The 19,198-nt window shown below is 50.6% G+C and carries 13 protein-coding genes; 11 read left to right on the top strand and 2 right to left on the bottom strand.

Features of this window, described 5'->3' with window-relative positions; all coding sequences use genetic code 11:
• Nucleotides 1–202: 202 nt before the first annotated feature.
• Nucleotides 203–2,671, top strand: a complete 2,469-nt coding sequence (locus ACTHMC_RS22420; protein ID WP_440416578.1) for a glycoside hydrolase family 95 protein — start codon at nucleotides 203–205, stop codon at nucleotides 2,669–2,671.
• Between the two features lie 16 nt (nucleotides 2,672–2,687).
• On the opposite strand, the gene ACTHMC_RS22425 is transcribed toward ACTHMC_RS22420, so the two are convergent.
• Nucleotides 2,688–3,704: a zinc-binding alcohol dehydrogenase family protein gene (locus tag ACTHMC_RS22425; RefSeq protein ID WP_440416580.1), complete on the bottom strand. Its 1,017-nt coding sequence runs from the start codon at nucleotides 3,702–3,704 to the stop codon at nucleotides 2,688–2,690.
• 126 nt (nucleotides 3,705–3,830) lie between these two features.
• Nucleotides 3,831–5,471 (bottom strand): glycoside hydrolase family 43 protein, encoded by a 1,641-nt coding sequence (locus tag ACTHMC_RS22430; RefSeq protein WP_440416582.1) that lies wholly within the window; start codon nucleotides 5,469–5,471, stop codon nucleotides 3,831–3,833.
• A gap of 265 nt (nucleotides 5,472–5,736) precedes the next feature.
• Here ACTHMC_RS22430 and ACTHMC_RS22435 point away from each other — a divergent pair, with 265 nt between their 5' ends.
• The 10 genes from ACTHMC_RS22435 to ACTHMC_RS22480 all read left to right on the top strand — a co-directional run.
• Nucleotides 5,737–6,606, top strand: coding sequence for a sialate O-acetylesterase (locus ACTHMC_RS22435; RefSeq protein ID WP_440416583.1), 870 nt, complete (start codon nucleotides 5,737–5,739; stop codon nucleotides 6,604–6,606).
• 28 nt (nucleotides 6,607–6,634) lie between these two features.
• Nucleotides 6,635–8,380 carry a glycoside hydrolase family 43 protein gene (locus tag ACTHMC_RS22440; RefSeq protein WP_440416585.1) on the top strand — a complete coding sequence of 582 codons (1,746 nt, stop codon included), beginning with the start codon at nucleotides 6,635–6,637 and terminating at the stop codon, nucleotides 8,378–8,380.
• 14 nt (nucleotides 8,381–8,394) lie between these two features.
• Nucleotides 8,395–9,783 (top strand): glycoside hydrolase family 43 protein, encoded by a 1,389-nt coding sequence (locus tag ACTHMC_RS22445; protein WP_440416587.1) that lies wholly within the window; start codon nucleotides 8,395–8,397, stop codon nucleotides 9,781–9,783.
• 152 nt (nucleotides 9,784–9,935) lie between these two features.
• A complete protein-coding gene (locus ACTHMC_RS22450; protein WP_440416589.1) occupies nucleotides 9,936–10,643 on the top strand; it encodes an NUDIX hydrolase in 708 nt (235 codons plus the stop codon).
• Nucleotides 10,644–10,676: 33 nt separating this feature from the next.
• Nucleotides 10,677–12,980 (top strand): ribulokinase, encoded by a 2,304-nt coding sequence (locus ACTHMC_RS22455; protein ID WP_440416590.1) that lies wholly within the window; start codon nucleotides 10,677–10,679, stop codon nucleotides 12,978–12,980.
• A 20-nt stretch (nucleotides 12,981–13,000) separates the two neighbouring features.
• On the top strand, nucleotides 13,001–14,098 hold the full coding sequence (locus ACTHMC_RS22460) for an aldose epimerase family protein (protein WP_440416592.1): 1,098 nt from the start codon (nucleotides 13,001–13,003) through the stop codon (nucleotides 14,096–14,098).
• The gene (araA, locus tag ACTHMC_RS22465; RefSeq protein WP_440416594.1) at nucleotides 14,095–15,582 is read left to right on the top strand and encodes an L-arabinose isomerase; all 1,488 of its coding nucleotides are present in this window, start codon (nucleotides 14,095–14,097) and stop codon (nucleotides 15,580–15,582) included. Before ACTHMC_RS22460 ends, araA begins: the two co-directional genes overlap by 4 nt.
• Before the next feature lie 42 nt (nucleotides 15,583–15,624).
• Entirely contained in the window at nucleotides 15,625–17,334 is a 1,710-nt protein-coding gene (locus ACTHMC_RS22470; protein WP_440416595.1) for a sodium:solute symporter family transporter, read from the top strand.
• Nucleotides 17,335–17,384: 50 nt separating this feature from the next.
• Complete coding sequence (locus tag ACTHMC_RS22475; protein ID WP_440416596.1) at nucleotides 17,385–18,527, top strand: sterol desaturase family protein; 1,143 nt, start codon at nucleotides 17,385–17,387, stop codon at nucleotides 18,525–18,527.
• A gap of 31 nt (nucleotides 18,528–18,558) precedes the next feature.
• Nucleotides 18,559–19,198: AraC family ligand binding domain-containing protein (locus tag ACTHMC_RS22480; RefSeq protein ID WP_440416597.1), on the top strand; the 640-nt coding region annotated here is incomplete at its 3' end.

Below are 19,198 nucleotides of genomic sequence, written 5' to 3' on the forward strand. Positions count from 1 at the left end.
TGCTTTGGATTGCCATGGGCGGAAAAGAGGATATCGCTTACACCAATTGTAAGAATATGATGGCCAGGTTCGATGAACTGAACCTGAAATATACTTATATTGAATACCCGGGCGGTCATACCTGGCCGGTATGGAGGAATAACCTGTTCTCTTTTGCGCCGTTGCTTTTTAAATGAATGTACATTATCAAAGTCCTGGTCTTATGCTGATATTCACTCGCTGCGTTGTATCCCTGATATTGCTGTTGGTGCTGGAAAAAGGATTTGCACAAAACCCCGGTTTGAAATTGTGGTATGACCAGCCTGCAGGCAAGATCTGGGAACAGGCATTGCCGGTAGGCAATGGAAGGCTGGGCGCTATGATCTATGGTAATGTACCGCAGGAGACCATCCAGCTGAATGAGCATACGGTCTGGAGTGGCAGTCCAAACAGGAATGACAATCCAGCTGCACTGGCAGCGTTGCCGGAGATCAGGCGACTGATATTTGCGGGCAAACAAAAAGAGGCAGAGCAACTGGCCGGCCAGGCCATCATCACAAAGCAATCTCATGGGCAGATGTTTGAGCCCGTGGGCAGTCTGCAGCTGGCGTTTGAAGGGCATGAACAGTACAGCGATTACTACCGGGACCTGGATATCGAAAATGCAGTGGCCGGCACTTCTTACCGGGTGGGCGATGTGGTATATACCAGGGAAGTACTCTCTTCTCTGGCAGCGCCTGTTATAGTGGTGAGACTGACCGCTTCTCAACCTGGCAGGCTATCTTTCAAAGCATTCTTTACCACACCGCAACCGAAGGCAACCAGCACAGTGTCTGCGGAAAAAGAGCTGGAGATCGCGGGTACCACCATCGATCATGAAGGAGTGAAGGGTATGGTCAGGTTCAAAGGGCTGGTGCGGGTGAAACCGGAAGGAGGTAAGTTGCTGGCCAATGATACTGCCCTGATCATACAGGACGCCAATGCCGCGACGCTCTATATTTCCATCGCATCCAACTTCAATGATTACCAGAACCTGGATGGTGATGAGAACAAAAGGGCAGCGGAAGCAATGAAGAAGGCTGTTGCATTATCTTATGATGTTATCAGGAAGGCGCATATAGCTGCTTACCGCCGGTATTTCAACCGGGTGAACCTTGACCTTGGATATACTGATGCGGCAAAATTACCTACCGATCAGCGGTTGAAACTTTTCAACAGTGGCAATGATCCTCACCTGGTGACGCTCTACTTCCAGTTCGGCCGTTATCTGCTGATCTCATCCTCGCAACCGGGTGGTCAGCCGGCCAACCTGCAAGGCATCTGGAATGCATCGATGCGTCCGCCATGGGACAGTAAGTATACGATCAATATCAATGCGGAAATGAATTACTGGCCGGCAGAGCGCACCCATCTCGCGGAATTGCATGAGCCTTTCCTGCGTATGGTCAGGGAACTGGCCATTACAGGGCGCGAAACGGCCAGGGTGATGTATGGCGCCAGGGGATGGATGGCCCACCATAATACAGATATATGGCGCACTACCGGTGCCGTTGACGGCGCGCTCTGGGGCGTGTGGAGCGCCGGTGGTGGATGGATGATACAACATCTCTGGGAGCATTACCTGTATAACGGTAACCAACAATTCCTGGCCGAAGTATATCCCGTATTTCGGGATGCAGCATTATTTTACGTGGATTTCCTGGTGGAGCATCCTGCAAAGCACTGGCTGGTGGTCAATCCTGGCATGTCGCCCGAGAATGCACCGGCAGCACACCAGGGCTCTTCCCTAGATGCAGGTGTTACCATGGACAACCAGATCGTATTCGATGTATTCAACACCGTGATCCGTGCAGCCGCCATCCTGGGAAAAGATCAAGCCTTCTGTGATACGCTCAGGAAAATGCGGGACCGCTTGCCACCCATGCAGGTAGGCCGCCATGGGCAGTTGCAGGAATGGCTGGATGATATCGATGATCCGGATGATCATCACCGTCATATTTCACACCTGTACGGACTCTTTCCCTCCAACCAGATCTCAGCATTCAGAACCCCCTCCCTCTACAGTGCCGCCAGGAATACCCTGATCCAGCGCACGGATGTTTCCACCGGATGGAGCATGGGATGGAAAGTGAACTGGTGGGCCCGCATGCGCGATGGCAACCATGCTTATAAACTGATCAGCAACCAGCTTACCCCGGTTGGCGTGAACCGCGACGGAGGAGGCACCTACAATAATTTATTCGATGCACACCCGCCATTCCAGATCGATGGTAATTTCGGTTGTACATCGGGGATAGCCGAGATGCTGGTACAAACGGCAGATGGCGCAGTGGATATCCTGCCGGCTTTACCGGATGCCTGGCCATCGGGAAAGGTATGCGGACTGCGGGCCTGGGGAGGATTTGAAATTGTGGAGTTGGAATGGAAAGAAGGTAAGATCAAAAAACTGGTGGTCAGGTCAACGCTGGGCGGCAAGCTCCGGTTGCGGATCCCACATCCCATAAAGCCCGCGGGCAGGTTCACGCTTTCTCCCGCAAAAGGCCGGAACGAAAATCCGTTCTTTCAGTTGATGGAAACAGCTGAACCGCTTGTTTCACCCGATGCCGTTATTACGCCCCCTGCCATCGGAAAAACCATGGAATATGATCTGCTTACACAGAAAGGGGCGGTGTATCAATTTATCGGTTACTGATAAACGTTAGAGAGGGTCAATAGAGCCGGATCATCGGTTTTATCACGCCACTTTCCGGCTGCAGCCAGCTGCTGAAACTTTCGGCGGCTTCACTGAATGATACGGTATGGGTAATGAAGGCGACCGGATCGATCTTCTTTTCCCGCATCAAAGCAATCACCTGATCGAAGTCTTCCCGCAAAGCATTGCGGCTGCTCATCAGCGTTGTTTCGCGCTTATGGAATTCAGGATGAGAAAAGTGGAATTCCTGTTTCTGCAATCCCACCAGGATATATCTCCCGCTATGCGCCACATATTGCAGGCCATTCCCGATCGCCTGCAGGTTACCGGTGGCATCGAAAACGGCAGTACACATATCGCCCTTAGTAATAGCACGCAACGCTTCTGCTGCATTGGTATTGCCGGCATGAATGGTATGCTCCACCTTTAGTTTGGTACGGCAGAAAGCAAGCCTTTGTTCATTCACGTCCATGGCAATGATGGTAGCACCCGCCACTCTGGCCATTTCCATGATGCCGAGCCCGATGGCGCCTGCACCGCAGACCAGCACCAGCTCGCCAGGCTGCATGGCAGCCCTTCGCACCGCGTGGGCGCCGATGGCCAGTGGTTCCGCCAGCGCCAGCTCCTCTGACATCAGGCCTTCTCCTGCCACCAGGCTGCCGGCAGGAACGGAAATAAATTCCTGCATGCCTCCATCGGAATGCACACCGAAAACATTCATGGATACACAGCAGTTGAAAGCCCCTCTCCGGCAGGCAATGCAATGCCCGCAGGAAAAATAAGGGATCAGCGTAACCAGGTCGCCATTCCTGAAACCCGGTGCACCATTGGCATCCACCAGTTCACCGGCTATCTCATGGCCCAGTATCCGCGGATAACTGAAATAAGGCTGGGTGCCTTCATAGGCATGCAGGTCTGTTCCGCAGACCCCGGTATGCTTTACGCGGATGATCACTTTTCCTGGTTGCGCTATGGGATCCGGAGCCTCTCCGTATGCGAGATTGCCCGGTTGCAGGCAGCTGAGTATTTTCATAGTGCTCTGATGATTTTTGAAATAGGATGCTTTGATGATTTGGTAAAAAAGCCCGATGTGGAAACATACGGGCCCAATTGCTGTTTTAGAACTACCAATTTAAGTGATCTCTTTTCAAATCATATATTATCTGATACGGAAATAATCGAAATCAGTATAACCGCCTGCTGACCGGGTGGCATAGTTGAACAGCCCGAAGCGGTAACCCATGAAATGGGGGAGGGTGTAAGACATTTTGAGGGTGCCGCCCAGGCGGGTCCATTTCTTTCCGTCGAGGCTATAAGAGAAGCTGGCCGTATCTGCCATATTACTGAAGGTACAGTCGGCCCTGAGGTGTACAATATTCCCTGTCAATGGCAGGCGTTGCATTTCAACAGGCGTGCCTGATGCCACTCCCACCATCACGATATATTTTTTACCGTTCTCCATCTTCACACCTGCCCATCCATAATTCTTCTGCAGCAGCAGCAGGCCTGCACAATCCCCGTCCTTCATCCCTGATACGTCGATGGCCGTTGACCCGGAAGACTGCGGACCGAAACAGCGTTGCGTAAGGGTATTGCGTGCCTGAAGAACGGAGGAATCGATCCTGCCGGTAGTGAGCCGCAGGTAACCCGGCCGCCGCTTTAACGACCAGTTCCTGTTATCCGGATTATGGTTCCATTGCCAGGCGAGCGGAAGCGGGGCGTCTTTTTTATGGCGTTTGAATTCATCGGACACCACAATGCCGGGGATCAGGCCTTTACTGGCTGGCAGGTTCAGCTGTTCGGGAACTTTTCCATCGTTGCCCAGTACTGGCCAGCCATTCTCCCAGGTAACAGGCACCAGGTAAGGAATACGGCCTACCGCTCCATAGTCGCGGAACAGGTAAGCATACCAGTTTCCTTCCGGTGTGCTGATGAGTCCGCCCTGCGCCACACCCAGGTGCTGCAGGCCTACCCGTCCTTCCCAGGGGCCTTCCAGCTGCGCTGCCCGGTGTATGGTCACGGTGCGCATGCCTCCCTTGGGCCAGCAGATATTGAAGAGATAAAATGTATCGTTCACTTTGAAAAGCTGGGAGCCTTCTCCTGGCAGACCGATATTATTGCCGGCCGGTGCACTGGCGTTTTCTATCAGCACTTTGGGAGTAGTGCCGGGTTTGATACCGGATAGATCTGCTGAAAGCTCTACCATCATGATCTTACCGGCTCCGTACAGCATAAACACTTTTCCGTCCTCTGCAAAATACAAAGAGTGATCGTGCAGGGAGGGAGCGAAGCTGGTCTTTTTCCAGGGCCCTTTTTCGATATCCTTCGTAGTATAGATATAAGTTTTTCCGGTGGTGCCTGAAAAGGTGCTGACATAAAAAAGACCGTTATGATAACGCAGGCTGCTGGCCCAGGATCCCCTGCCATAAGCATTCATTCCGTTTTCGAGGTTAAGTGCATCCGTATCATCCAGGATATCGTAGGCATAGGAAACCAGGGTCCAGTTCACCAGGTCTGAAGACCGCATAATGGGAACACCGGGGCTCATATGCATGGTGGTACTGCTCATATAATAAATATCCCCCACCCGGATGATGGCCATATCCGGAACATCGGCAAAGATCACCGGGTTCTTCGCTTTTTCTCCCGGCAGGCCGCCTGATGCGGAAGGACCGGTCCCGGATGTTTGACCGGCAATGGCATGCTGCGCCCGCACCGGGGAAATGGTAAAAAGGAAGAGAACTGCCATCATTGCAGCAGGCAACAATTTCTTCATCCTGGAATTATCGGGTAAAAGCATTTTGTTTTTCGGTTATAGTAGATAGTTAGTAAATGGGCCGGTTGCCGGAGACCTGCCGCATGCTGACACCGCCATCGTTCATCAACAAATGTAACCGGGCTGAAAAAAGAGCCGGGCCCATAATGTAAAAAAAAATAGCACAAATGTTGATGTTCCTTAAAAATGACATCCGGATGTGAACATTTGTGCTATTGTTTTCTCTATTTCTACCCGCAAAGCAATTATGGGAGAGGTATTTTTGATACAGATGCCATATGGACCCGTTATGAGAAAAAAAATGATTGCCAACCTGAAAAGGGTTATTTATGTTATTCCCTTCCTGGCTGCCTTACTGACCAGCCCCGTGCAGGCGCAGGACAATAAATTTCACATCTACCTGTGCCTTGGCCAATCCAATATGGAAGGAAGCGCTCCCTTTGAGCCGCAGGACACAACGGTGGATCCCCGATTCCAGGTGATGGAAGCCGTGGATTGCCCCAACCTGGGCAGGGTGATGGGGAACTGGTATCCCGCCAGACCTCCCTTATGCCGTTGCCATTCCGGTCTTACTCCCGCTGATTATTTCGGAAGAACATTGGTAGCCAACCTGCCGGCTGATATCCGCGTAGGAGTGATCAATGTATCGGTGGCCGGTTGTAAAATAGAATTATACGATAAGGATAGCTGCCTTTCCTATATAGCGTCCGCCCCGGACTGGTTGAAGAATATGGCCGGGGAATATGGTGGCAACCCCTATGCACGCCTCGTTGAAATGGCCAGACTGGCCCGCAAAGACGGGGTGATCAAAGGCATCCTGCTTCACCAGGGGGAATCCAATACCAACGATACCACCTGGCCCTCGAAGGTCAGAAAAATGTACGATAACCTGCTGAAAGATATCGGGCTCGAACCCGGCAGCATCCCGCTGCTGGCAGGTGAACTGGTGCATGCAGACCAGGGTGGTGTCTGCGCCAGTATGAACAGGATCATCGCCACGCTTCCCCAGGTGATACCCCAGGCTTCAGTGATCCCATCGGACGGCTGTACGGCTGCTCCTGATCATTTACACTTCAATGCGGCCGGGTACCGGTTACTGGGAGCACGTTATGCCGGCAGGATGCTGGCCATTCTCGGATACAAACCAGATCAACATTGAAATATTCTAAAGCATAAGCATTTTAATAATGAAGAAGATCATCAATAAATTCAGTTCCGCGAACAGACTGTCAATATCAGTATTATTGATGGCAGTTCTTTCAGGCACTCCCGCGTTGGCACAGAAAGCGGCAAGCGCCAGTAACCAACCGGTGTTCACGCAGTTCACCTACCAGGGAAATGATCGTATCTATGAGAACAATCCATTGAAAGAAGGGGAATTCTACAGCCCCATATTACAGGGTTGTTATCCTGACCCGAGCATTGTAAGAAAAGGGAGTGATTACTACCTGGTTGTCTCCTCTTTTTCCATGGTGCCGGGTGTTCCCATTTTTCACTCGAAGGACCTGGTGAACTGGAAGCAGATCGGGCATGTGCTCGACAGGTCTTCACAACTGAAAGTGGAGAAGGCCGGGATCTCTGAGGGTATCTATGCGCCTGATATCAAATACAACCAGCATAACAATACATTTTACATGATCACTACCCAGCTTGCCGCAGGTATGGGTAATATGGTGGTGAAAACGCAGGACCCTGCAAAAGGCTGGAGCGATCCGGTGAAACTGAAATTCGATGGCATCGATCCTTCCCTGTTCTTTGATGATAATGGCAAAGCGTACCTGGTTCACAATGATGCACCACCACCAGGAAAAGAAATTTACAGGGGCCACCGGGTGATCAAGGTATGGGAGTACGATGTGGAGAAGGATGCCGTGATCGAAGGTTCAGACAGGATCATCGTTGACGGCGGCGTGGATATTACACAGAAGCCCATCTGGATAGAAGCACCGCATATCTATAAAAAAAATGGAAAATATTATCTCATGTGCGCGGAAGGCGGCACAGCCGGATGGCATAGTGAAGTGATCTTTGAAAGCGATGCTCCTAAAGGTCCTTATAAACCTGCAGCCAATAACCCGATCCTCACCCAACGTTATCTCCCGAAAGACAGGAACAATAAAGTGGATTGGGCCGGCCATGCTGACCTGGTGGAAGGACCGGACGGAAAATATTACGGCGTGTTCCTGGCCATCAGGCCCAATGAAAAGGGCAGGGTGAATACCGGAAGGGAAACCTTTATCCTGCCGGTTGACTGGACCGGCGAGTTCCCCGTTTTCGAGAACGGATTGATACCGATGAAGCCAAAGCTTAAAATGCCGGCAGGAGTTACTAACCAGACAGGACAAAATGATTTCCTGCCCAATGGCAATTTCAATTATACGGATGACCTGACCGCTTCATCCCTTCATTACAGATGGATCGGCGTGCGTGGCCCTCGCGAGAATTTCATCACTTCTTCCAAAGAAGGCGTGAAGATCAAACCCTTCCCGGTAACCATCAAAGCCACAGAACCCACTTCCACTTTGTTCTGCAGGCAACAACATGCCAGCTTTGAAGCCACCGTGAAGATCAAATACAATCCGCAAACGGAAAAAGACCTGGCAGGCATCGTCTGCTACCAGAAAGAGAGCTTCAACTACGTGTTCGGTATCACCAGGAAAGGCAAGGACCTCTACCTGGTACTGGAAAGGACCGGTCAGGGCAAGTCCACCGTTATCGGCAGTGAAAAGATCGCTTCCGCCAACGGGATCCTGCTGCGGGTGACCGCCAAAGGTGACGACTATACTTTCAGCTTTGCTGCAGATGGTCAGCAGTTCACAAATATCGGCGGAACTGTTTCCGGCGATATCCTTTCCACGGATGTGGCAGGCGGTTTTACCGGCGCCCTCATCGGCCTTTATGCCACTTCAGCCAATGATGTGGTGATACCATGAAAATAATCGTATCTATGAGATCATTATCCTTCCTCCTTATTGCCCTGCTTACAGGTATCGTACTGCGGGCGCAGAACCCCGTTATACAAACACATTATACCCCTGATCCGGCGCCGATGGTGTATAAAGACAGCGTGTATGTGTATACCGGTGATGATATTCCCGGGTTCGGATTCTATTATATGACCAAGTGGCGGGTATTTGCTTCAGCCGATATGGTCAACTGGACGGACCATGGTTCGCCCATTTCCCTGGAGAGTTTTTCCTGGGCGGTGGACAGGGCCTGGGCGGCACAATGCATAGAACGGAATGGAAAATTCTACTGGTATGTATGCATGCAGACTGACAAGAATAATATGTCCATCGGCGTAGCCGTAGGCAACAGTCCCCGTGGCCCTTTCAGGGATGCGCTCGGGAAACCGCTGATCTCCACCGGCAGCTGGTCCAATATAGACCCCACCGTTCATATCGATGATAACGGTCAGGCATACCTGTATTGGGGAAACGGGCAGCTTTATTATGTAAAACTCAACCCGGATATGATCTCTTACTCCGGCAATATAAATGAAGTTCCCTTGTCTGAGGCCTCATTCGGCGGGGTGAGAAGGGCGCCCAAAGACACAACGGCAAAGGCATCTCCCAATAACGACATGTTTGTGGAAGGGCCCTGGTTCTACAAAAGGAACGGACAGTATTACCAGATGTTTGCGGGCATGGAAAGCGGAACAGAATGCCTGTCGTACTCCATGAGCCCCGGTCCTGAAGGCCCCTGGACCTACAAGGGAAAGATCATGTCCAAACAACCCACCAACAGTTTCACCAATCATGGCGGCATTATCGATTTCAAGGGGCGTTCCTACCTCTTCTATCATACCGGCTTATTGAAAGGAGGGGGGAGTTTCGGACGTGCCACTTGCATCGAATCATTCCGGTACAATGAGGATGGCACCATCCCGCCCATCACCATGTCAGCTGCAGGACCTGAGCCCGTTGGTACACTGGATCCTTACCGCCGTGTGGAAGCTGAGACCATTGCCTGGTCAGAGCATTGCACTACCGCTGAAGCTCCCGGAACCGGTGTGTTTGTTACAGATATCCGGTCAAAGGGCTGGATAAAAATACGGGGCGTTGATTTCGGGAAGCGTGCGCCACAGAAAATAACCGCCAGTCTCGCAGCCGGACTGGGAGCGGGTATCCTGGATGTGTATGCAGACAGTGTGGGAGGCCTGAAACTGGCCACTATCCAGGTTCCGCGTACCGGAGGGTGGAACAAATGGAAGACCTTTACAGTGCCGGTGCTTGCCACTGTTACCGGCGTTCACGATCTGTGTTTTTCCTTTAACGGACAAAACCTGTCGCCCGGCCGTACGCTCTTCAATTTCGACTGGTGGAAATTCGAATAATAAGTGTAAAAAAGACATTTAAAATTTGTTGTTCTGCAACTATCATCATAGATTCACCTGGGAAATCAACCGTAACAGCGGGACTGGCGCCACAGGCGAAATCAGGCTGATAAAAGGCATATTCGTATCTTCACTGGCTCTAAAAAACAGAAATGGCCGTAAAACATTACCCTGCTGGTAAAATGATTGTTGCTGTGGACTGCGTGATCTTCGGGTTTGATGACGAAACACTGAAGTTATTGCTCATCAAAAGAGGGTTTGAACCACAGAAGAACAAATGGAGTCTGATGGGTGGTTTCGTGCAACCGAAGGAAAGTCTTGACAATGCTGCCAGCCGCATCCTGGAAGAACTTACAGGCCTGAAAGGAGTGTACATGGAGCAGCTCTTTGCTTTTGGGGAGCCGGACCGGGACCCCATGGAGCGGACCATTTCCGTTGTGTACTATGCCCTGGTGGATATTGGCCTGTACAAGCAGCAGATGAATGAGAATTTTCATGCCGAATGGTTCCCCATGGCAGAAATACCGAACCTCATCTTCGATCATCCCCGGATGGTGGAAAGAGCCAGGGAAAGGCTGCAATACAAAGCCGCACTGCATCCGATCCTGTTCGAATTACTGCCGGAACGTTTCACTATCCGTCAGCTGCTCGACCTCTACGAAGCCGTTTACGGAAAAGAACTGGATAAAAGGAACTTCGTGCGGAAACTGAAAAGCTCAGGGCTCATCATCCGCCAAAAAGAAAAGGAAAAAGTATCCTCCAAAAAAGGCTCTTTCTTTTTTAAACTGGATAAACGGAAATATCCGTCCAGCCTGCGCTCTTTCATCAGCTTCCTGCCAACAAAAGAAATATTCCAGTAGGAATTTTTTTTGCCTCAACTTATAAATGTTAATATGACACTTATAAATAACGATGTCAGCTATGTCATAGGAGTGGATTATGGAACAGACTCGGTCAGGGCCGTGCTGGTGGATACCGGCAACGGAACAGAACTTGCCACTTCCGTATTCAGTTACCCGCGCTGGAGCAAACAATTGTATTGTGATGCTTCCAGGCAGCAATACCGCCAGCACCCGCTGGATTATATCGAAGGACTGGAATTCACCATAAAGGATTGCCTGCAACAGGCAGGCGCCTCCGTTGCCCGCCAGGTGAAAGCTATCTCTATCGATACAACCGGTTCCACACCCGTTATGGTCAACAGGCAAGGCATCCCATTGAGTTTACTCCCCGGATTTGAAAATGATCCCAATGCCATGTTCGTATTATGGAAGGACCATACTGCCATCCGGGAAGCAGCGGATATCAACCAGCACCCAGAGGCGGATAAATACCTGCAGTACTGCGGAGGCATTTATTCCTCCGAATGGTTCTGGGCAAAATGGTTGTACCTGCTGAGAAATGATGAACGCATCCGTACGGAAGGTTATTCCTGTGTGGAGCATTGCGACTGGATGCCCTTTCTGCTGACCGGCGGAAAGGATGTGCACCAGCTGAAAAGAAGCATTTGTGCGGCAGGGCATAAAGCCCTGTGGTCCGATACTTTCGGAGGCCTTCCTCCAAACAGTTTCTTCACTCAGATCGATCCCCTGCTGAATAACAAAGTGGATAGCCTGTTCACCACTACTTATGCTTCCGATGTTCCTGCCGGCAACCTGTGCACGGAATGGGCGGAAAGATTAGGCCTCAGCACGCAGGTGATCATCGGTGTTGGTGCCTTCGATGCGCATATGGGAGCGGTAGGCGGACAAATAGAACCTTATTACCTCAGCAAGGTGATGGGCACTTCCACCTGCGATATGCTGGTGGTACCGGAGGATGAAATGGGCGATATTGTGGTGAAGGGTATTTGCGGACAGGTGCCCGGCTCCGTGATCCCGGGAATGATGGGCCTCGAAGCGGGACAGTCTGCTTTCGGTGATATCTATTCCTGGTTCAGCAAACTGGTGAACCGCTCCATACCGGAATTGTCCGCAGCCGCTGCTGCATTGCCCCTGGGGGAAGATGACGAGATAGCAGTGGATTGGCTCAACGGAAGACGCACGCCGGATGCCAACCAGGAATTGAAAGCCACCATCAGCAATATTGACCTGGGCAGCGATGCCGCAAGTATTTTCAAAGCCCTGGTGGAAGCTTCCTGCTTTGGTGCCAGGGCCATCGTGGAAAGGTTCGTTTCAGAAGGAGTACCTGTAAAAGGACTGATCGGATTGGGAGGCGTGGCCCATAAAGCGCCATACGTGATGCAAATGATGGCGGATATAACAGGAATGTCTATCCGAATACATAGTTCTGAACAGACCTGCGCCGCAGGGGCAGCCATGTTTGCGGCAGTGGCCGCCGGCATCTATCCGGATGTTCAGGCAGCGATGCAGGCCATGGGACAGGGATTCAGCAAAACCTGGCACCCACGCCAGGAATTGTCCGCTTATTACCGTAAAAGATACGAGCGCTACCAGTTGCTGGGGCAACAGACAACCCCGGCAAAAAAATCGGGTAGCCGTAATCGTTATGAATATATCAGGGAACAGGCATGGCAGGCAAATATGCAGCTGCCTTCCGCAGGATTGGTAGTGGCCACTTTCGGGAACGTGAGCGCTGCAGACCAGGCTGCCGGCGTATTCGCCATCAAACCCAGTGGTGTGGCTTATGACCAGCTTTCTCCCGGTAAAATGGTCATCGTGGATTTTGACGGAAAAGTGATCGAAGGTTCTTTGAGGCCTTCGTCTGACACCCTCACGCACGCCGTATTGTATAAGCACTGGCCGGAAGTGGCAGGTATCTGTCATACCCATTCCACCTATGCCACCGCATGGGCGCAATCCCTGCGGGATATTCCCCTGTTCGGCACCACACATGCGGATCATTGCACCACCAGTATTCCCTGCGCCGCTCCGATGCGCGATGAACTGATCAAAGGGGATTACGAATACTCCACCGGCTTTCAGATCATGGAATGCCTGCAGGAAAAGAACCTGGATCACCGGGATATCGAAATGATCCTCGTGGGAAACCATGCTCCGTTCACCTGGGGAAAGGATGCGGCTAAAGCCGTATACAACAGCGTGGTATTGGAGCAGATGGCTAAAATGGCGTTGCTCACCCTGCAGATAGATCCCCTGTCGGCCCGGATGAAAGATGCCCTTATCCGGAAACATTTTGAACGAAAACATGGTCCACATTCCTATTACGGTCAATAAACTACTCAACGATCAAGCCAATGAAATATCTATCCCTTTTCTTATTACTGGCAGCCTGTGCGCAGGCGCCTCAAAAAGACAGATCGATCATGACAAAGCCGTTTGGTAATTATGACAACAAAGCGGTGACTGAATACACCATCTCCAACCAGCATGGCATGCAGCTGAGCGTTATCAACTATGGGGGCGCCGTAACGCGGTTAGTGGTTCCCGACAGGAACGGCAAACCCGGGGATGTAGTGGCAGGATTCGACAGCCTGGAGGGGTACCTGCAAAAAGGCAACCCTTATTTCGGCGCCCTCGTGGGCCGCTATGCCAACCGGATCCGCCAGGCGAAGTTCACGCTGGACGGTCAGCCATTTCAGCTGGCAGCCAATGATCATGGCAATTCATTGCATGGCGGCAATAAAGGATTTGATAAAGTCTTCTGGGAGATCACAAAATTGCCGGGTGACAGCAGTCTGCTCCTCAAATATAAAAGCCCCGACGGCGAGGAAGGATATCCCGGCAACATGGATATGGAAGTAGTGTATACCCTCACCAATGACAATCAATGGAAGATCGAATACAAGGCCACCACTGATAAACCTACGCCTGTAAATCTCACACAGCACGCTTATTTCAATCTGTCGGCAGGTACTGATCCAACTATCCTGGAGCATCAGCTGCAGATCGAAGCGAATGGCTATACACCTGTTGATTCCACTTTGATACCGCTCGGCAGGGTAGACAGTGTTACCGCCCCGCTTGATTTCCGTACTGCCAAACCCATCGGCAGGGATCTGGCGCAGGTGCCCGGTGGTTATGATCATAACTGGGTATTGAACAAAACAACTGCTGCGCTGCAAAAAGCAGCCACGCTTACGCATGCAGCCAGCGGAAGGTCCATGGAAGTGTGGACCACCGAACCTGGCCTGCAATTCTACTCCGGTAATTTCCTGGATGGAACGCTGACAAATACAAAAAATGGCGCCGCTTATAACAAACATGCTGCGTTATGCCTGGAAGCCCAGCATTTTCCTGATAGTCCCAATCAGCCTTCTTTCCCGGGCACCATTATTCGCCCCGGAGAAACATATTCACAAACCACGATCTATAAATTCATCACTATACAATGAGTAAACCATTTCAACAACTGGAGTGCTGGTTTGTGACCGGCAGCCAGCATCTGTACGGAGAAGAAACACTCAGGCAGGTAGCAGACCATGCGCAGCAGATCGCGGCATTTCTTTCCTCGAATGAGCAAATACCTGTAACGATCGTATATAAACCAGTTGTCAAAACGCCTGAAGAGATCGCGGCACTCTGTACCGAAGCCAATGCTGCAAAGAATTGTATCGGATTGCTCACGTGGATGCACACTTTCTCACCCGCTAAAATGTGGATACAGGGTTTGAAGATCCTTCAAAAACCGTTATTGCACTTACATACACAGTTCAACCGGGAGATCCCCTGGAATGAGATAGATATGGACTTCATGAACCTGAACCAGTCGGCGCACGGCGACAGGGAATTTGGTTTCATCATGAGCCGGATGCGCCTGGAAAGGAAAGTGGTGACCGGTTTCTGGCAGGATGAGCCGGTACTGATGCAACTCGATAGCTGGATCAGGGCAGCAGCAGGTTGGCATGACTGGCAGGGAGCGAAATTCGTCCGCTTCGGTGATAATATGCGTTATGTGGCCGTTACCGAAGGTGATAAAGTGGAGGCAGAAATGAAGTTCGGCTATTCCGTGAATACACATGGAGTGGGAGACCTGGTGAAGGTGGTGCAGGCCGTTGACACGGGTGAGATAGATTTGCTTTGTAAACAATATGCAGAAGAATATGAGCTGTCCGCAGCAGTGAGGAATGATGCCTCGCTCCGGGAAGCGGCCAGGATCGAGATCGGGATGCGCAGGTTCCTGCAGGCGGGCAACTACAAAGGCTTTACTACCAATTTCGAGGACCTTCATGGACTGCATCAGTTGCCGGGGCTGGCGTCTCAACGGTTGATGAACGATGGGTATGGATTTGGTGCGGAAGGCGACTGGAAAACAGCAGCACTGGTACGCCTGATGAAGACCATGGCAACAGGATTGAAAGGTGGCAATTCATTCATGGAGGATTACACCTATCATTTTGCGAAAGCGCCGGCACAGTCATTGGTACTGGGAGCGCATATGCTGGAGATCTGTCCTTCCATTGCCAATGCAAAACCCCGGTGTGAAGTTCATCCGCTGGGTATTGGTGGTAAAGCGGATCCTGCAAGGCTGGTGTTCAATGCAGGCAGCGGCGAGGCATTGAATGCCACCATCATCGATATGGGGGGCCGTTTACGTTTGCTGGTGAATACAGTAAAAGCAGTGGCACCCGAACACGACCTGCCCAAACTGCCAGTGGCCAGGGTGCTGTGGGAACCTTACCCGGAAATCAGTACGGCCTGTACAGCCTGGATCCTCGCCGGCGGCGCACACCATACCTGTTTCAGTCAGAATATCACTGTTGAGCACCTGGAAGATCTTTCATTGATCGCCGGATTAGAGATGGTTGTGATAGACCAGGATACAAAGCTCAGAAGTTTCAGGAATGAACTGAGATGGAACGATTGCGCTTACAGATAAAATATTACTGTATCATTTTCCCATACCAAAGCGTATACTGAAATGAATTCAACATTGCTGCCAATTGATTATAGCGTTTTCCTTGTCTATTTCCTGATCGTTGCAGGATACGGATACTGGATCTACCGGAAAAAGAAAAAAGAAGTTACAGACACCAAAGATTTTTTTCTGGCTGAAGGGTCACTCACCTGGTGGGCTATCGGCGCTTCGCTGATCGCATCGAATATTTCAGCGGAACAGTTCATTGGCATGAGTGGCGAAGGATTCTTTGCCGGTATTGCAGTGGCCGCATACGAGTGGGTAGCTGCCATTGCCTTGATCATAATTGCAGTCTGGTTCATTCCGGTTTACCTGAAGAACAAGATCTTCACCATGCCCCAGTTCCTCACCCGGCGTTATAATGAAACGGTGGCGGTGATCATGGCCGTGTTCTGGCTTTTCCTTTATGTATTTGTAAACCTCACATCCATTCTGTATCTCGGGGCGGTGGCTATCAACGGCCTGATGGGTGGGGGATCCCTGCACCTGATCATGATCGGTCTGGCTGCTTTTGCATTGCTCATCACGCTGGGAGGAATGAAAGTGATCGGGTATACCGATGTGATCCAGGTGGCCGTTCTTATCATAGGTGGCCTGGCCACCACCTACCTGGCGCTCAGCATCGTTTCTGAAAAATCAGGTGCCGGGTCCGACGCCATTAACGGCTTTAAGATACTGATGCAGGATGCCCCGGATCATTTCCATATGATCTTCTCCAAACCGGCGCCCGGTGCCCCACAGATTGAAGTGGATAAATACCTGGTACTGCCGGGCGTTGCCATGTATTTTGCAGGACAATGGATCGTGAACCTGAATTACTGGGGATGTAACCAGTACATCACACAACGTGCCCTGGGAGCGGATCTGCAGACTGCACGTACCGGTATTTTGTTTGCCGGTTTCCTGAAGCTGCTGATGCCCGTGATTGTTATGCTGCCAGGCATTGCTGCTTACGTGCTCTATAAGAACGGTCAGCTGCCACAACTGGAAAACGGAAGCAAGGACGGAGCATATGCAGCCATCCTCAGTTTTTTACCTGCGGGCCTGAAAGGGTTATCAGTGGCGGCATTGACAGCTGCCATCGTAGCATCGCTTGCCGGTAAGCTCAATAGTATCTCCACCATCTATACCCTGGATTTACATAAGAAATATTTCGCGCGCGATTCATCGGAGAAACAACAGGTATGGATAGGCAGGGTTACAGTATTCGTTGCAATGATCGTTGCCCTGGCATTTACCTGGAAAGACCTCCTGGGAATAGGAGGGGAAGGTGGATTCACCTTCATTCAGAAATACACCGGATTTATCAGTCCGGGCGTATTCGCCATGTTCCTGCTGGGTATGTTCTGGAAACGGACCACAGGCGCCGCCGCCATTGCAGGTGTGATCGCCGGGTTCCTGCTCTCTGTGTTTTTCAACAACTATGCGCCATCCGTACTGGGACATGAAACCTGGCTCTACACAGCGTATGAAACACAGGAAAGATCCGGTGATATTGTAAAGACTGTCTGGAGAATTCCATTCCTCATCAATATGGGATGGTCGTTCTTCTTTACCCTTGTACTGATGATCAGCATGAGTTTTGCGGGGCCCAAAGTTAACCCCAAAGCATTCATGCTGGATAGCAGCATGTTTAAGATCAACAACCGCACTGCCTTGATGATAGTGGTGACCATTATCCTGTTGACGCTGTTGTATGTCCGTTTCTGGTAATTGGGTTTAATTGCATAATTTTCTTACTTTAATGCATTGAATAAGTAATTATGCCTAAACCTGCTCAGCGTCTTACATTCGGCGAAGGAAAAATTAGCGGCTATTCGTCGATCTTCCTTGGTCTGCTTTCCCTCACGGGCGTTATCTGTTTTAAATATCCTGAATGGTTGACCACACCGCAATTCAGGGAGGTTTATACAGGTGAGTCAATGAAAATAGTTCTGACCGCTACCATCATCGCCTCTTTTCTCTTTGCACTTGTCAGTTTTATACTCAGCAAGCAAAAGAAATGGGCCGTGATAGGTTTGCTGATCTGCACGCTGGCCATTATTTTCGGAGGTTTCCAGGTAGAGGGAAGAGTAGTGGAAAAGACCAGCTGGCACCTGGGCGTGGATTGGTTATTGCTCGATCTCCTGCTGATGGCGGTGATCTTCATTCCCATAGAAATGGTGTTTCCCAAAAACAGGGAACAAAGCAAGTTCCATGAAGAATGGAGGACCGACCTCCTGTATTTTGTGATCAGCCACCTGTTCATTCAGTTCTTTGGCGTGATCACACAGAAGCCGGCTAAACTGTTCTTTGGATGGATCGGGTTGTCTGATGTGCAGCATTGGGTGCAACAGCTTCCTTTCGTTATTGAATTGTTCTTCGCTTTCCTGGTCACTGATCTTTTTCAATACGCCGCCCACCGCTTTTTCCATTCCCATGCTTACCTGTGGCGTTTTCATTCTGTGCATCATTCCACAAAAAATATGGATTGGCTGGCCGGATCAAGAACGCATTTTGTGGACATCTTTGTCACCCGGTCCATGACCTTTATTCCCCTGTACATTTTCGGCTTTTCGGAGATCACTTTCAATACGTACATTATTTTCATGGCAATCCATGCCGTGTTGATTCATGCCAACACACGTATCAACTTCGGTTTCCTGAAATATATTTTTGCCACGCCGCAGTACCATCACTGGCACCACTGCGAGGATCCCAGGTATTACGGAAAGAATTTTGCCACCATCTTCCCGTTCATCGATAAAATATTCGGCACTTATTACCTGCCAGGCAATACCTGGCCCGAAGGTACCGGGCTGCGGGAAACGCATTTTCCGAAAGGGTATATGAAGCAACTGGTGTATCCATTTACCAAAAGTCCGTTCGATAAGAATCTCGATATGGAGGATGAAACCAAACGGTAAATCATTTTTCCTTTACTGTATTTCATGATCTATGGAAAAACTCCGGTCAGGTCAATTTTATGGTGATACCCATCATACCCTGTTCCTGCCGGGGCTGATCCTGACTGATACCGAGTATAACCATCCACATGTTGACTGGCATTATCATGAACATGCTTATTTCACTTTTATCATACAGGGTAAAGTACTGGAGATAAACCGGAAAGAAACCTACCATTGTACCGCTGGCGATTTGCTCTTTCATCACTGGCAGGAGCCGCATTATAACAGGAAACCAAAAGGATTCACGCGGGGTTTCCATGTTGAATTAAGGAAAGAGTGGTTTGTTGCTTATGATCTGCCCGCCAATCTGACCGAAGGGAGCATGCGCATGAAGGACCCGCGGCTGACACTTGCCATGGCCGGTATTTTTGCCACTATGAAACAGGGTGGGGCTGGCGCCGGTGCTTCGATAGATGCCGCGTTGATCGGCCTGTTCAATACAGCTGCGGGCAGCCCTGAGATAAAAGATACCGGCTTACCTGGATGGGTAAAACACCTGCGTGAACTGTTGCACGATGATGCCGGTAGCCACCAGTTGTCGCTTTCAGCCATAGCTGCGCTGGTGAACATCCATCCGGTGCACCTTTCCAGAACATTTCCTGTTTATTTCGGCTGTTCTTTCAGCGAAT

Source organism: Pseudobacter sp. (assembly GCF_051955275.1).
In the GTDB taxonomy this organism is placed as follows: Bacteria; Bacteroidota; Bacteroidia; order Chitinophagales; family Chitinophagaceae; genus Pseudobacter.